Source organism: Nocardioides glacieisoli (assembly GCF_004137245.1).
GTDB classification, from domain to species: domain Bacteria; phylum Actinomycetota; class Actinomycetes; order Propionibacteriales; family Nocardioidaceae; genus Nocardioides; species Nocardioides glacieisoli.
On sequence record NZ_SDWS01000011.1, the window covers coordinates 79,676 to 93,807 of the forward strand.

Annotated in this window: 16 protein-coding genes; 12 read left to right on the top strand and 4 right to left on the bottom strand. The window is 70.4% G+C overall.

Annotated elements, in window-relative coordinates:
• Positions 1–53: 53 nt before the first annotated feature.
• From EUA06_RS19760 to EUA06_RS19770, 3 genes are all read left to right on the top strand, one after another.
• Positions 54–965: a LysR family transcriptional regulator ArgP gene (locus EUA06_RS19760; RefSeq protein WP_129479002.1), complete on the top strand. Its 912-nt coding sequence runs from the start codon at positions 54–56 to the stop codon at positions 963–965.
• Between the two features lie 95 nt (positions 966–1,060).
• Positions 1,061–1,861 (top strand): hypothetical protein, encoded by an 801-nt coding sequence (locus tag EUA06_RS19765; RefSeq protein ID WP_129479004.1) that lies wholly within the window; start codon positions 1,061–1,063, stop codon positions 1,859–1,861.
• A gap of 32 nt (positions 1,862–1,893) precedes the next feature.
• Entirely contained in the window at positions 1,894–2,430 is a 537-nt protein-coding gene (locus tag EUA06_RS19770; protein ID WP_129479006.1) for a DUF1697 domain-containing protein, read from the top strand.
• Positions 2,431–2,456: 26 nt separating this feature from the next.
• On the opposite strand, the gene EUA06_RS19775 is transcribed toward EUA06_RS19770, so the two are convergent.
• From EUA06_RS19775 to EUA06_RS19785, 3 genes are all read right to left on the bottom strand, one after another.
• On the bottom strand, positions 2,457–3,032 hold the full coding sequence (locus EUA06_RS19775; RefSeq protein WP_129479008.1) for an isochorismatase family protein: 576 nt from the start codon (positions 3,030–3,032) through the stop codon (positions 2,457–2,459).
• 131 nt (positions 3,033–3,163) lie between these two features.
• Positions 3,164–4,081 carry a hypothetical protein gene (locus tag EUA06_RS19780; RefSeq protein WP_129479010.1) on the bottom strand — a complete coding sequence of 306 codons (918 nt, stop codon included), beginning with the start codon at positions 4,079–4,081 and terminating at the stop codon, positions 3,164–3,166.
• 197 nt (positions 4,082–4,278) lie between these two features.
• Positions 4,279–5,580 carry a nicotinate phosphoribosyltransferase gene (locus EUA06_RS19785; protein WP_277985686.1) on the bottom strand — a complete coding sequence of 434 codons (1,302 nt, stop codon included), beginning with the start codon at positions 5,578–5,580 and terminating at the stop codon, positions 4,279–4,281.
• A gap of 26 nt (positions 5,581–5,606) precedes the next feature.
• On the opposite strand from EUA06_RS19785, the gene clpS reads away from it, so the two are divergent.
• The 3 genes from clpS to EUA06_RS22555 are packed head-to-tail and all read left to right on the top strand — an operon-like array spanning position 5,607 to position 7,705.
• Positions 5,607–5,903: an ATP-dependent Clp protease adapter ClpS gene (gene clpS / locus EUA06_RS19790; protein ID WP_422879779.1), complete on the top strand. Its 297-nt coding sequence runs from the start codon at positions 5,607–5,609 to the stop codon at positions 5,901–5,903.
• A 1-nt stretch (position 5,904) separates the two neighbouring features.
• Complete coding sequence (locus EUA06_RS19795) at positions 5,905–6,495, top strand: DUF2017 domain-containing protein (protein WP_129479016.1); 591 nt, start codon at positions 5,905–5,907, stop codon at positions 6,493–6,495.
• Positions 6,496–6,502: 7 nt separating this feature from the next.
• Complete coding sequence (locus EUA06_RS22555) at positions 6,503–7,705, top strand: DUF429 domain-containing protein (protein WP_165354463.1); 1,203 nt, start codon at positions 6,503–6,505, stop codon at positions 7,703–7,705.
• A gap of 1 nt (position 7,706) precedes the next feature.
• Here EUA06_RS22555 and EUA06_RS19805 read toward each other — a convergent pair whose 3' ends face one another.
• Positions 7,707–8,960, bottom strand: coding sequence for an MFS transporter (locus EUA06_RS19805; protein WP_165354464.1), 1,254 nt, complete (start codon positions 8,958–8,960; stop codon positions 7,707–7,709).
• Positions 8,961–9,056: 96 nt separating this feature from the next.
• On the opposite strand from EUA06_RS19805, the gene EUA06_RS19810 reads away from it, so the two are divergent.
• The 6 genes from EUA06_RS19810 to EUA06_RS19835 all read left to right on the top strand — a co-directional run bounded on the left by EUA06_RS19810 (position 9,057) and on the right by EUA06_RS19835 (position 13,996).
• On the top strand, positions 9,057–9,494 hold the full coding sequence (locus EUA06_RS19810) for a M67 family metallopeptidase (RefSeq protein WP_129479020.1): 438 nt from the start codon (positions 9,057–9,059) through the stop codon (positions 9,492–9,494).
• Complete coding sequence (locus tag EUA06_RS19815; RefSeq protein ID WP_129479022.1) at positions 9,494–9,778, top strand: MoaD/ThiS family protein; 285 nt, start codon at positions 9,494–9,496, stop codon at positions 9,776–9,778. The genes EUA06_RS19810 and EUA06_RS19815 overlap by 1 nt, the downstream gene beginning before the upstream one ends.
• A gap of 10 nt (positions 9,779–9,788) precedes the next feature.
• Positions 9,789–10,754 carry a PLP-dependent cysteine synthase family protein gene (locus EUA06_RS19820; protein WP_129479024.1) on the top strand — a complete coding sequence of 322 codons (966 nt, stop codon included), beginning with the start codon at positions 9,789–9,791 and terminating at the stop codon, positions 10,752–10,754.
• Positions 10,755–10,913: 159 nt separating this feature from the next.
• The gene (locus tag EUA06_RS19825; RefSeq protein ID WP_129479026.1) at positions 10,914–11,960 is read left to right on the top strand and encodes an IS30 family transposase; all 1,047 of its coding nucleotides are present in this window, start codon (positions 10,914–10,916) and stop codon (positions 11,958–11,960) included.
• Between the two features lie 46 nt (positions 11,961–12,006).
• Positions 12,007–13,497, top strand: a complete 1,491-nt coding sequence (locus tag EUA06_RS19830; RefSeq protein WP_129479028.1) for an HNH endonuclease signature motif containing protein — start codon at positions 12,007–12,009, stop codon at positions 13,495–13,497.
• A 112-nt stretch (positions 13,498–13,609) separates the two neighbouring features.
• Complete coding sequence (locus tag EUA06_RS19835; protein ID WP_129479030.1) at positions 13,610–13,996, top strand: hypothetical protein; 387 nt, start codon at positions 13,610–13,612, stop codon at positions 13,994–13,996.
• Positions 13,997–14,132 lie beyond the last annotated feature (136 nt).

Below are 14,132 nucleotides of genomic sequence, written 5' to 3' on the forward strand. Positions count from 1 at the left end.
GCAAGGCCCGCAATCCAGCGAACTATTCTGACGAATCATTAGGATGTCTAACTATGAAAGACATCACTCAGCTGGACCCTGTGGCCCTGCGCACACTGGCGGTCGCGGTGCGGCTCGGGACCTTCGAGGCAGCGGCTCGCGACCTGCACGTCACGCCGTCCGCGGTGAGCCAGCGGATCAAGGCGTTGGAGACGCGGATCGGTCGCGTCCTGCTCCACCGGGTCAAGCCGCTCGAGCCCACCGAGGCCGGCCTCGTCCTGGTGCGGCTGGCCACGCAGACCGAGCTGCTCGAGCGCGAGGCGGTCGCCGAGCTCGTCGAGGAGGCGGACGACGCGGGGACGTCGTACACCTCGCTCCCCATCGCCGTGAACGCCGACGCCCTCTACGGCTGGTTCGTCGACGCCCTCGCCGAGGTGCAGACGCGGCACCGCGTGGTGTTCGAGGTCGTCCGCGAGGACCACACGCGCACCGCCGAGCGACTGCGCCGCGGCGAGGTGATGGCGGCGATCACGGGGGAGCCCAAGCCGGTGCCGGGTTGCCGCGTCGTCCGCCTCGGCCGGCTGCGGTACGCCGCTGTCGCGACGCGCGAGTTCCACGCCCGCCACTTCGCCGAGGGCGTCGGCTCCGCCACGCTCGCGGAGGCCCCGATGGTGGCGTTCGACCGCAACGACTCGCTCCAGCACGACTTCGTCCGCCGGGTGACCCGGCGCCACCTCGCCCCGCCGGTGACCTACCTCCCGTCGGTCCGCGAGTTCGACCGCGCCATCCGGGTCGGGATGGGGTGGGGGCTGCTGCCCGAGTCGGACGTGGCGGTCGAGCTCGACCGGGGTGACCTGGTCGAGCTGGTGCCCGGGCGCCGGCCCGAGGTCGCGCTGTTCTGGCAGCACTGGCGGCTGGGCTCCTCGCTGGTCGCCGAGCTGACCGAGGAGGTCGTCGTGGCCGCCCGGCGTTGGATGGCGACCTGACGAGATCTTCGGTTTGTCTGACAGGTTCCTGCGAGGAGTCCTACCCTTCGAAATCGAGCACCGTGCTCGGCACCACCCACCCAAGGGGACCCCCAGTGACCCGTCGCATCAACGCCGCACACGCCGCAGCCCTCGCTGCCGGCGCGCTCATGGTGCTCTCCGGGTGTGGGGGGTCGGGAACGGCCGCGGAGCCGAAGGCCACGGGAGCAGCGCTCTTGGGGCAGAAGCTGACCGACATGGTGGGCGCCGTCGACAAGATGGGCATCATCGAGTGGCAGGGTCAGATGCTGACCAAGAGCCCTGACAAGGGGGGCAGGCGCATCCTCAGCCTCGAGACCCGCTTCAGCCCGGCGCTGGGTTACAGCGAGATCTCGATGGACACCGTCCTCGACGGCAATGCCCAGCAGATCGACTACCTCGTGGTCAACGACCGCACCTACTTCAACAGCGAGCAGTGGGGCCCGAGCGCGAACGACTGCTGGGCCGACATCACCGGCGACGAGGACTACACCTGGGCGCTGCCGCGGGTGCTCGACCCGGCGTGGGCGCTCACCGAGGGGCGAGCGGTCTCTGCCGACGGTGAGGACGTCACTGTCTCGCTCGGCTTCAAGGACGTGCTCGCTGGCCTGCCGAAGGGTCTGTTCACCACCGTCCCCACGTTGCCCTACGACACCGAGGCCGTAGCGGTCATCGAGCCGCACGGGCGCCTCATCGAGGTCGGCATCGACGTCGCCGGGATGTGGAGCAAGCTGCCCAAGGAGCAGAAGGCGAGCCTCGACAAGCGCGTGGGCTACTGGGCGATGACGATGAAGGAGTCGCCCGACGACGACAGCATCGCGCCTCCGAAGCACGTCTTCGACCCGTTGGTCACCCCGCCGAGCCAGTGCAAGCGCTGACCCACGTCTGAGGTTCGGCCGATACTGGGGTCGTGCCCCGCTACGTAGCCTTCCTCCGCGCGATCAACCTCGGTGCGACGCGCAAGTTCCCCAAGGACGCGATCAAGGCGGCGACCGAGTCCGCTGGCGGGTCGGACGTCGAGACCTACATCAACACCGGCAACGTCCGGTTGACGCACCTCGCGCGCTCCGTGGCCAAGGTCCAGGCGGTGCTGGAGGAGGCGTACGCCGCCGAGGCGGGCTTCGAGGTGCCGACGATCGTCTTCACCACGGCCGACCTCGCCGCGCTGACCGCGCGGGCCGACGAGCTGCACGCCGAGCACCAGCCCGTCGGCAACCACTACGTCACCCTCTACTCGGAGGCGCCGACGGCCGCTGCCCGGGACGCAGTGCACGCCCTCGAGCACGACGGCGAGACCGTCGTCGTCGACGGTCGCGCGGCCTACGTCCTGCTCGAGGGCGACATCCACACCTCGAAGGTGCTCTCCGCCAAGGACTTCAACGCCCTCGGGAAGGGCACCGCCCGCACCGTCAAGGTGCTGCGGACCCTGGTCGAGAAATGGTGCTGAGCGAGAAGTGGTGCTGACCCGACCGGTCAGGCGATCTCGATGCCGGCGACCGTCATCTCCGTGATGGCGGACGCCGTGGTGTCGGGGGCGACGCCGGCGCACAGTGCCGTCAGGACCCGCGTCGCGAAGCCCTCGCTCGCGCTGTCCAGCGCGGTCGCCCGCACGCAGTGGTCGGTCGCGATGCCGCAGACGTCGACCTCGACGACGCTCCTCGCCCGCAACCAGTCGGCGAGCGGCTCGCCCGACGACGTACGTCCCTCGAAGCCGGAGTACGCCGCCTCGTGCTCGCCCTTGTAGAACACCTCGTCGAAGGGCTGGGGGTCGAGGTTGGGGTGGAAGCCCGCGCCCTCGGAGCCGACCTTGCAGTGGACCGGCCACGACTCCGCGAAGTCGGGCTTGAGGGACCAGTGGCTCCCCGGGTCGACGTGGTGGTCCTTGGTGGCCACGACGACGTCGTACTCCGGCCCGTCCGCCGCCTTCGAGTGCCAGCGGTGGAGCAGCTCGCCGATGTCGGCGGCCACGCGCGCACCACCGGTCACCGGGAGCGACCCGCCCTCGCAGAAGTCGTTCTGGACGTCGACCACGATCAGTGCGCGTGACATCTTCAGAGGCTAGCGCTCGGTGGGGGTGCGGGGCGTCTCGCCAACTCACGAGTTGGCGCGCCAACTCGTGAGTTGGCGACTTGGGTAGCCAGATGAGGCCCGTCGAGGCCCCCAACCCACCAACTGACGAGTCACAACGACGCCCGGATCCGCTCGCGCAGCAGCGCCTGCCCAGCCGGCGAGAAGAGTGACTTCTTCAGGATGTCGTGCCAGGCCCGGATTCGCGTGGGATCGTGTGGGCGGCCGAGGGCCTCGTCAGCGTCGCGGAGGATCGAGACTGCTTGGTGCAGGACGTCGTACGACGTGTAGCCGCGCCTCTCCCAGCCGGCGGAGCCCAGCCTGCGATCGCGCTTGAGGTCCTTGCGGTGCTGCTCCTGGTCGCGGTGCACCGCCCCGTCGAACTCGTGGAGCCGGGTGGTCCCCAGCAGCCAGAGGTCGCCACGCGCGACGAAGACGCCGTCGGCGTCGCGGACTTCGTGCTGGGCCAGGACTGCCACGTCGCACGACTTGTGGAGCACCCGCAGCAGGACCTCCCAGATGCTCTCGGAGCCGCCGGTCGCCCAGGCGAACGCGCGTCGCAGGCGCGGGGAGCCGGGGTATGCCTCGATCAGCAGCCGATCCTCGTCGGCCTCGGACAGCACGCCCCGGTGGTGCATGCCCTCGATCAGGCAGGTGAGGTCGAGCTCGTGCAGGTCGCGCGCCGCGATCAGGAGGCACTGCGCCGCGGGCTCGCAGCGCAGGCCGTTGACGATCACGGGTGCGGGTCCGATGTGGCGACGTACCACGCGAAGGCCGGGACGATCGGGGCGTGGCACTCCGTAGGGGAGTGATATCCACACGGGCAGGTCGTCACACGGAGGGAGCCAGACCTCGTGGATCCCTGCGCCGGTGAGGTGGGTGAAGGCGGCCTCGGGCGGGAGCGCCAGCTGCCAGGCATGCAGTGACGAGATGCGTACGTCGGGTGCGTCGGACAGCCGGTACGCGCCACGGGTCACCCGGCGTGCCGATGCGGGTGCTCGCGACTCTCGGCCGGTGCTGATGGCGTCCATGACGACCAGCGTCAGTTCGGAGCGCGCGCGGCACACCCCCTCCGACGGATCTGTGGACAACTGTGCCGACGAGTACTCGCGAGTTGGCGACTTGGGTGGGTTCGGCAGGACGATTCCGGCCCCCAAGTCGCCAACTCACCAGTTGGCGCGCCAACTCGTCGGTTGGCGGGAGACGGCCGCCCCGGCACCCGGCCGGTTCAGGACCCCTCGAAGACCGTCGGGATCACCGGCTCACCGGCGGACATCTGGGTGACCGCGCGGGGCAGCTCCGCGAGCGAGGCGCGGTGGCGGGCGCGGGACTCCTCGAGGGTGGTGCGGCCGACGACCTCGCCGTCACGCACGAGCGGGACCAGTAGGGGCCGATCGTTGCCGTCATCGGCGGGCGGCTCACCGATCCCGACGACCTCGGCCTGCGCGGTGCCGCCGGAGGAGAGCCGGCGCAGGGCGTACTTCCGCCCGCCGACCGAGGTCTTGTCCGTGGACTTCTTCGCCACCGACACGAGCTCGCCATCGTCTCCCTCGCGCGCGACCAGCTTGTAGACGAAGCCGCAGGTCGGGTGGCCGGATCCGGTCACCAGCTGGGTGCCGACGCCGTACGCATCGACCGGCGCGGCCGCGAGCGCGGCGATGGCGTGCTCATCGAGGTCGCTGGTCACCACGATCCGGGTGCTGGTGGCGCCGAGCGAGTCGAGCTGCGCCCGGACGTCCCGCGCGACGATGCCGAGGTCGCCGGAGTCGAGCCGGACCGCGCCCAGCCCGGTGCCCGCGACCTCCACCGCACGGTTCACGGCCTCGGCGACGTCGTAGGTGTCGACGAGCAGGGTGGTGCCGACACCCAGCGTCTGCACCTGGGCACGGAAGGCGTCGGCCTCGTCGTCGTGCAGCAGCGTGAAGGAGTGTGCGGCGGTCCCGGCGGACGGCACGCCGTAGGCGGCGCGCGCCGCGAGGTTGCTAGTGGCGTCGAAGCCGGCGACGTACGCCGCCCGCGCGGCGGCCACGGCGGCCTGCTCGTGCGTGCGTCGAGACCCCATCTCGATGCAGGGTCGTCCGCCCGCGGCCAGGGTCATCCGGGAGGCGGCCGAGGCGATCGCGGAGTCGTGGTTGTAGATCGACAGCAGCACGGTCTCGAGCAGCACCGCCTCGGCGAACGAGCCCTCGACGACCAGGAGCGGCGAGTGCGGGAAGTAGGCCTCGCCCTCGGCGTACCCCCAGACGTCGCCGGTGAAGCGGTAGGACGCGAGCCAGTCGAGCATGCCGGGGTCGACCACGCCGTCCAGCGCGGCGATCGCCGCGGCGTCGAAGCGGAACGCCTCGATGGCGTCGAGCGCACGACCGACGCCGGCCACGACGCCGTACCTGCGCCCCTCCGGCAGCCGTCGCGGGAAGAGCTCGAAGACCGAGCGCCGGTCGGCCGTGCCCGACTGCCGGGCGGCCTGCACCATCGTCAGCTCGTAGTGGTCGGTGAGGAGCCCCGTCGAGGGATGGGATGGTCCAGTCACGACCGACACTGTGCCACGATGGGTGGGTGTCAGCCGCCAGTCCCGTAGAGGTCGAGCCGACCCTCAGTCCTGACGAGATCACCTTCCTGGCCAAGCCGTGGGTGACGCTGGTCTGGGACGATCCGGTGAACCTCATGTCCTACGTGTCCTACGTCTTCCAGACCTATTTCGGCTACGACAAGGCGAAGGCGGAGAAGCTCATGCTGCAGGTGCACACCGAGGGCAAGTCGGCCGTTTCCACGGGCACCCGCGAGGAGATGGAGCGCGACGTGCAGGCGATGCACGAGTACGGGTTGTGGGCGACGATGGAGAAGGCCACCTGAGGTGAGCGGGTTCGAGCACCACCGGAAGTCCGACCGTGTCATCGCCACCTTCAGCGGCTTCGAGGCCGATCTCCTGAGGTCGCTGGCCTCGCAGATGGTCGAGCTCCTCCGCAACGAGCGTGCGGAGCCGCCCGGGCCGTCCGCGGATCCCTTCGAGGCCCTGATGTCGGAGTTCTCCGGCGCGACCACGATCCCCGAGGACCCGGTCCTGGCGCGGCTCTTCCCGACGGCCTACCCCGACGACGAGGAGGCGGCCTCGGACTTCCGCCGCTTCACCGAGACCGGTCTCCGCGACGGCAAGGCCGCGGCGTCGGGGTTGCTGATCGACACCCTCGAGGACGCCGGGCTGCCGCCCGAGCTGACCGAGGAGGGGCTCGTGATCGACGTCGAGCTGACCCGCGCCGAGGCCCAGACGTGGATGCGCGCCTTCACCGACATCCGGCTGGCGCTGGCGACCCGGCTCGGGGTCGAGGCAGGCGACGAGGACTACTGGCACTCGCTGCCCGACGACGACCCGCGGGCGCAGGCGCACGACATCTACGAGTGGGTCGGCTACCTCCAGGAGACGGTCGTCGAGGCACTCACCGGATGAGCGCGTCGTGAGTCCGGTCCCCGACTTCATCCTCGAGCTGCGCCGGCTCGTGGGCGACCTCCCGCTGTGGCTGCCCGGGGTCACGGCCGTGATCCGCCGCGGCGACGAGGTCCTGCTGGTCAGGCGCGCCGACAACGGCGCCTGGACGCCGGTCACCGGGATCACCGACCCGGGGGAGGAGCCGGCCGTCACCGCGGCGCGCGAGGCGATGGAGGAGACCGGCACCCGCGTCCGCGTCGACCGCCTCGCCGCAACGTCGGTGCACCCCGAGGTCGTCTACGACAACGGCGACCGCGCCGCCTACCTCGACCTCACCTTCGCCTGCACCTGGCTCGAGGGCGAGGCCCACGTCGCCGACGACGAGTCGAGCGACGTGCGCTGGTGGCCGTTGTCCTCGCTGCCGGAGATGAGCGAGCTCATGCTGTGGCGCATCGACGCCGCCACGAGCGACGAGCGGGAGGCGCGGTTCGCCTCGCCTGTGGGGCAGGAGGACGACGAGCCCGCACCGGTGCTCGCGCCCGACGCGCCCGTGCTCGGCGTGGACGCCTGCCGTGGCGGGTGGGTCGGCGTGGTGATCGACCCCGACCGGCGGACGTCGGTCTTCAGTGCGGCCACGATCGCGTCGCTGGTCGCGCTGGTGCGCGAGACGTACGACGTCGTGGTGGTCGCCATCGACATCCCCATCGGCCTGCCCGACAGCAGCGGCCGACGCGCCGATGCGGAGGCGCGTCGCGAGCTGGTCGGCAAGGCCTCCTCGATCTTCTCCACCCCGACGCGCTCTGCGCTTGAGGCCCCCACGTATGCGGAGGGTCGCGCGGCCAACGTCGCCGCCACCGGCGGCACCAGCGTCAGCGCCCAGGCGTACGCCCTGCGCGAGAAGGTCCTGCAGGTCGACGAGTGGGTGCGCGGGCGACCCGGTCTCGAGGTCGTCGAGGTGCACCCCGAGCTGAGCTTCGCCCGGATGGCGGGCGCGCCGGTGCTGGCGAGCAAGAAGGACGCAGACGGCGTACGCGCCCGGCGTGAGGCGCTGGCTGCCCACGGGATCGTCGCGCCGCCGTGGTTCCGCGGGGGCGGCTTCGCCGAGGACGACCTGCTCGACGCCTGCGCGGCCGCGTGGTCGGCGGTGCGCCACTCGCACCGGCTCTCGGAGTCGTTCCCCGACACTCCGGAGGTCTTCTCCGACGGGATCCCCGCGGCGATCCGGGTCTGAGTCAGCCCGAGTGGGTGACCACGCCGTAGCGCTCGCGCGACGCGAGCGCCCAGCGGGACGCCGGCACCGAGACGGCCGCGATCACCAGCATCATCGCGGCGAGGATGAGCCACCCGGTCTCACCCATCTCGACGCACAGCAGCGTGACGATCGGCGGCCCGACGACGGCGATGACGCTGAACCCGAGCCCGGCGAAGCCCTGGTACTGGCCCTGCCGCTCGTGGGGAGCCAGGCCCATCTGGAGGCCCCACTGACCGCCCGAGCCGATCATCTCGCCCACGACGTGGACGAGCGACCCGACCACGAGGACCGCGATCGCGAACGTCGCGTCGCCGCGGTCGGCGAGGGACACGATCGCGAAGCCGGCGGCGATCCAGACCGCACCGCGCACGAGGGCGCGGGCGCCGGCCTCGACCGAGTCCGCCCGGCGCGACAGGCGGACCTGGAAGAACGCGACGCAGGCGGTGTTGATGATCAGCAGCACGGCCACCATCACCGGCGGTGCCGCAGTGCGCTGGGAGATGTAGAGCGCGAGGCCGAGCTCCATCACGAAGAAGTGGATCGAGAAGAGGCCGGTGATGGTGACGATCACGACGTAGGGCCAGTCCCGCAGCACGGCCAGGCGCGGCTCGCCCTCGATGCGGACGTACGCCGGCAGGTCGGGCAGGCGGGTGCTGTTCCACGCGGCGAAGCCGGTGAAGACGGCGTTGAGCAGGAAGACGGAGATGTAGGCCCAGGACTCGTCGATCACGAGCGCGGCGCCACCGAACACCGAGCCGAGGCCGATCGCGGTGTTCGTGACCGCCCGCAGGTAGGCCTTGAAGAGCACGCCGCGTCCGCCGGTGGCGAGCTGCGCGATGACGCCCTGCTGGACCGAGCCCGCCGACCGCTCGAAGAGCGAGAGCAGGCCGAGCAGCAGCGCCAGCTGCCACGGCGTACGCGCCAGGACGGGGAGTGCGCTGGCGAGCGCCGCCCCCACCATGCAGATGGTGAGCACGCGGCGCGGGCCGCGGGTGTCGCCGAGGTGGCCGGCGGGGACCTGCACGACGATGCCGACGATCGCGGCCGCCGACAGCGCCAGCGCCACCTCGGCGGCCGAGAAGCCGACCTGCCGGGTGAAGTAGAGGGCGCTGGTCGTCATGACGGCACCGGCGCCGAACCGGTTCGCGAAGGAGCCCAGCGCCAGGACCCGGAGGTCGCGCTCGAGGGGGATCCCGCGGCGGGTGAGCGGCGCCTGGGCCTGTGGCGACGACATCGACTTCCCCGTTTCTCTCGACGTCAAGGTACTCCGCGTCAGGCTAGGCGGTGAGACGTGTGCCGGCCGCATCGAGGGCCTGCCTAGGCTGGTCCGGTGCTGACCCTCGCCCAGGAGACCTACGACGCCATCGTGGCGCACGCCAAGCGCGACCACCCCGACGAGGCGTGCGGCGTCGTGGCGGGTCCCGAGGGCAGCGACCGCGCCGAGCGGTTCGTCCCGATGGTCAACGCCGCGGGCAGCCCGACGTTCTACGAGTTCGACTCGACCGAGCTGCTGGCGCTCTACAAGGACATGGACGCCCGCGACGAGGAACCGGTCGTCGTCTACCACTCCCACACCGCCACCGAGGCCTACCCCAGCCGCACCGACATCGGGCTGGCGAGCGAGCCGAACGCCCACTACGTGCTCGTCAGCACACGCGATCACGGGAATAGCCCGGGCCCGGTGGAGTTCAGGTCCTACAGAATCATCGACGGAGCCGTGACCGAGGAAGAGGTCACGATCACGCCTACAGAGAAGAGCACCCCCTGATGGCCATCGAGGTCCGGATCCCCACCATCCTGCGCACCTACACCGACGGAGCGAAGTCCGTCGAGGGCACGGGCGGCAGCCTGTCCGAGCTGATCGACGACCTCGAGGGCAACCACCCCGGCATCAAGGGCCGCCTCGTGGAGGACAAGGACGGCTCGGTCGACCTGCGCCGCTTCGTCAACGTCTACGTCAACGACGAGGACGTCCGCTTCATCGGCGGCCTCGAGGCCCCGCTCAGCGACGGCGACCAGGTCGTCGTGCTCCCCGCCGTCGCCGGCGGGTGATCGCGGGCCGATGACCCGCTACGACGACCTCCTCGCCTCCGTCGGCGGCACGCCGCTGGTGGGGGTCCCGCGCCTCTCGCCGGGCCGACAGCCGGACGGGACCGACGTACGCCTCTGGGCCAAGCTCGAGGACCGCAACCCGACCGGCTCCATCAAGGACCGCCCGGCGCTGAGGATGATCGAGCAGGCCGAGGCCGACGGCACGCTGCGTCCGGGCTGCACGATCCTCGAGCCGACCAGCGGCAACACTGGCATCTCGCTGGCGATGGCCGCGAAGCTCAAGGGCTACCGGATCGTCTGCGTGATGCCGGAGAACACGTCGGAGGAGCGGCGCCAGCTGCTGCGGATGTGGGGCGCCGAGATCATCTCCTCGCCCGCCGCGGGCGGGTCCAACGAGGCCGTGCGCGTGGCCAAGCAGGTCGCGAGCGAGCACCCCGACTGGGTGATGCTCTACCAGTACGGCAACGAGGCGAACGCCCTCGCGCACCAGGAGACCACCGGGCCCGAGCTGCTCGCCGACCTGCCGACGATCACGCACTTCGTCGCCGGGCTGGGCACCACCGGCACGCTGATGGGCGTCTCGCGGTTCTTCCGCGAGGCCAAGCCGGACGTGAAGATCGTGGCCGCGGAGCCGCGCTACGGCGAGCTCGTCTACGGCCTGCGCAACCTCGACGAGGGCTTCGTGCCCGAGCTCTACGACGCCTCCCTCATCGACTCGCGGTTCTCCGTCGGCCCCCGTGATGCCGTACGCCGGGTGCGCGAGCTGCTCGAGCTCGAGGGCATCTTCGCCGGCATCTCCACCGGCGCGATCCTGCACGCGGCGCTCGGCCAGGCCGCCAAGGCGGTCAAGGCGGGGGAGTCGGCTGACATCGCCTTCGTGGTCTGCGACGGCGGCTGGAAGTACCTCTCGACCGGCGCCTACGAGGGCACCGTCGACGAGGCCGAGGACCGCCTCGACGGTCAGCTCTGGGCGTAGCCCGCCTTTCTGGTCGTATCGCCCCCGCCCCCGCCCCCCGCTGGTCGAGTAGTCCGCGAGGAACGAGCGGACGTATCGAGACCTTCGCAACCGCCCTGTTGACGACCCGCGAACTCAATCGGCTGTTGCAACCGGATCGTGAGTGGGAGGTTGCGGCGCATGCCGGGAGTGAGGTCGACCGCGGATCAGCGGTTGGTGATTGAGCGGGCGTACATGGCTGGGCTGCCGCAGGCCACGATTGCGGCGTTGGTGGGCAAGCATCCGTCGACGATCTCGAGGGAGCTGCGCCGGGCCGGGTCGTTCGGGACACGGTCCGCACGCGCTCGCACGGCCCGCGCCGGCGGTCGTGGGTATCGGGTGAAGTACTCCGCGAAGTGGTCGCAGCGCGAGGCCGCACGCAAGGCCCGCCGGCCCAAGCAGCGGCGCCTGGACCATGCGCCGTTGCGGGAGAAGGTGTGGGAGTTGTTGCGGGCTGACTGGTCGCCGGAGCAGATCGCGGCGATGCTGCCGGTGTTGTTCCCACGCGATCTGAGGATGCGGGTGTCGCACGAGACGATCTACCAGTCGCTGTTCGTCCAGACCAAGGGCGAGCTCAAGCGCGAGCTGACCGCGCACCTACGCACCCAGCGGCAGCGCCGCAAGGCCCAGACCGGTGGCGCGAAGCGCTCCACGCTCGGGATCACCGACGACATCCGGATCTCCGCGCGGCCTGCTGAGGTCGAGGACCGCGCGGTGCCCGGTCACTGGGAGGGCGACCTGCTCCTCGGCGGGACGGGCAAGGGCGCGGTGATCACGCTGGTCGAGCGCTCGTCGCGGTTCGTGCTCCTCGCACCCCTGCCGGGACGTCACACCGCCGAGATCGCGCGGATGAAGCTGAGCGAGATGATCGCGACGTTGCCGTTGGAGCTGCGCAAGTCGATCACCTGGGACCGCGGCACGGAGATGGCCCAGCACGCCCGGTTCAAGACCGAGACCGGTGTCCCGATCTACTTCTGCGACCCGCAGTCGCCGTGGCAGCGCGGTACGAACGAGAACACCAACGGGCTGCTGCGTCAGTACTGGCCCAAGGGCGCCGACCTGCGCGACCTCACCGACACCGACTGTGACGCCGTCGCACTCAACCTGAACACCAGACCCCGCAAGACCCTCGAGTGGCAGACTCCGGGCCAGGCCCTCAACAAGAGGCTCGATGCAACAACTGTTTGAGTTCGCCACCGACCCGTTGTCGGTAGCTTGATTTATAATCGATCACATGATCGACACGCTGGCGGGAACCGGGACAGGTGAGGCAGACGCCCTCACCGCCTCCGACCTGCTCGCCTCGATCCGCGCCTCCCGCGACCTCGAGAACACTGAAGCGGCCCGTCAGCTGGACCTCGCTGCCCGGTGGGCAGACCTGCATCCACCCGAGTCGATCCACTCCGCCGCCGCGTTCACCGTCCCGGGCACTGACCACGAGGAGCCTCTCGCGGGCGAGGGGTGTCCGCTGGTCGCGGAGTTCTGCATCGCCGAGCTCGGCACGGTTCTCGGCATCTCCTCGACCTCGGCGAAGAAGCTCATCGGTCATGCCCTCGAGCTGCGCCACCGCCTGCCGCGGTTGTGGTCGCAGGTGCAGTCCGGCGCAGTGCCGGCGTGGCGCGCCCGGTCGGTCGCGGAGGTCACGATCCACTCCAGTCCTTCGCTTACCCGTGAGGCGGCGGCGTTCGTGGACGCCCAGGTCGCTGCCGTTGCGGGTCGGATCGGTCCTGCGCAGCTGGACCGGCTGGTGGTGGAGACGATCAAGCGGTTCGAGCTTGCCGCACCTGATCCGGCCTCGGATCCGGAGGACGGCTACCTCTCGGTCGACCCTCGCCATGCGACGTTGCACGACGAGGACGTCCACTTCGCCGGGACCATGCGGTTCGAGGCCGAGCTCGACATCGCCGACGCCCTCGACCTCAACCACGCCCTCGCGCAGAAGGCAGCCGAGCAGAAGGCCCTCGGCTCGGCCGAGTCCCTCGACGTACGCCGGGCTAAGGCCCTCGGTGACCTCGCCCGCACCCAGACCGCCCTCGACCTCTTCAACTCCTCCGGTGATCGAGCAGCCGGGGAGGAGGAACGAGCAAGACCTCCCGGTGGTCGAGTAGCCGGTGAGGAACGAGCCGGCGTATCGAGACCCGACCTCCCCGCCGCCCGCGAGGTCGTCCTCCACGCCCACTTCGACGCCACCACCAACACGACGGCTGCCGGCGAGCAGTCCGTGTTCGGGCCGACCGGCCGGCTGGAAGAACGCCAGCGGCTCGTCCTGCTCGACCAGCTGAAGTCCTGGTGCCGCGACTCCCGGACCAAGATCACGATCAAGCCCGTCATCGACCTCAACGCCCACCTGAGCGCACCCGGGTACGACATCCCCGACCGGATCCGCGACCAAGTGGCTCTCCGGGACCAAACGTGCGTGTTCCCGTGGTGCACCCGACCCGCCCGCGGTTGCGACATCGACCACGTCATCTCCTATGACCACGACGCCGACGCAGAAGGCCGACCACAACCCGGGCCGACGCAGTCGAGCAACCTCGCTGCCCTCTGCCGGTTCCACCACCGCCTCAAGACCCACACCGCCTGGCGCTACCGCGTCACCGGACCCGGTGCGTACGAGTGGACCAGCCCCCACGGCCACCACTACCGCCGCGACACCACCGGAACCACCCCGATCAACGGACCCGACCCCGGCCCACCCGGCATCCCGCGACCCCGTCGACGATGACCCCGCCCGCACCCCGCCAGTCCTCACGATGGCGGGGGCACAGCCATGCTCGAACCACGACATGACGCACTGATCGCGGCGGATGAGGGCGCCCCGATGCGAGGACTCCTTCATGACGGGCAGTGAGCGCGGTTGGGTCTTCGCCGATGCGTGGGTGTTGACGGCCATCGCTGTCTCGACACGTCCCTGCTCGCTGACGGACATTGTCGCGGCCGGTGACGGACTCAACCATGCGCTCCTGCTCGATGCCGAAGTCGACGGGGCGCTCGGGAAACTGCAGGGCAGTGGGCTCGTGCTGGTGATGGCTGAGCTGCGTTTCGATCTCACTCCCGAAGGTGCAGCGCTGGTCGAGCGTCGCCGCGGGAACCTGCTCTCTCAGATCGACTCGGTCCTGTCGCTACTTGGCCAGGTACCTGACAGTGATCAGCAGTTCGCGCTTCCACCCGGCGCACTACAAGACGCTGTCGATGCCTACAAAGCTCGGTCGCGGAAGCACTGACGGAGGCATCCGCTGATCGGCAGGTCCGGATGCTCCCGACAACGTCGTAGGCGGTGGTTGTCAGGACGACCGCCACCCATGACGTCGGTGACGCGAACCCATCTCGCCAGATCTGATCCAGCACCAGCCCCCGACT

Excerpts from the sequence above, each read along its gene's own strand:
- EUA06_RS19760 (WP_129479002.1), top strand. The coding sequence starts at position 54 with ATGAAAGACATCACTCAGCTGGACCCTGTGGCCCTGCGCACACTGGCG.
- EUA06_RS19775 (WP_129479008.1), bottom strand. The coding sequence starts at position 3,032 with ATGTCACGCGCACTGATCGTGGTCGACGTCCAGAACGACTTCTGCGAG.
- EUA06_RS19780 (WP_129479010.1), bottom strand. The coding sequence starts at position 4,081 with ATGGACGCCATCAGCACCGGCCGAGAGTCGCGAGCACCCGCATCGGCA.
- EUA06_RS19805 (WP_165354464.1), bottom strand. The coding sequence starts at position 8,960 with ATGTCGTCGCCACAGGCCCAGGCGCCGCTCACCCGCCGCGGGATCCCC.
- EUA06_RS19815 (WP_129479022.1), top strand. The coding sequence starts at position 9,494 with ATGGCCATCGAGGTCCGGATCCCCACCATCCTGCGCACCTACACCGAC.
- EUA06_RS19820 (WP_129479024.1), top strand. The coding sequence starts at position 9,789 with ATGACCCGCTACGACGACCTCCTCGCCTCCGTCGGCGGCACGCCGCTG.
- EUA06_RS19825 (WP_129479026.1), top strand. The coding sequence starts at position 10,914 with ATGCCGGGAGTGAGGTCGACCGCGGATCAGCGGTTGGTGATTGAGCGG.
- EUA06_RS19830 (WP_129479028.1), top strand. The coding sequence starts at position 12,007 with ATGATCGACACGCTGGCGGGAACCGGGACAGGTGAGGCAGACGCCCTC.
- EUA06_RS19835 (WP_129479030.1), top strand. The coding sequence starts at position 13,610 with ATGACGGGCAGTGAGCGCGGTTGGGTCTTCGCCGATGCGTGGGTGTTG.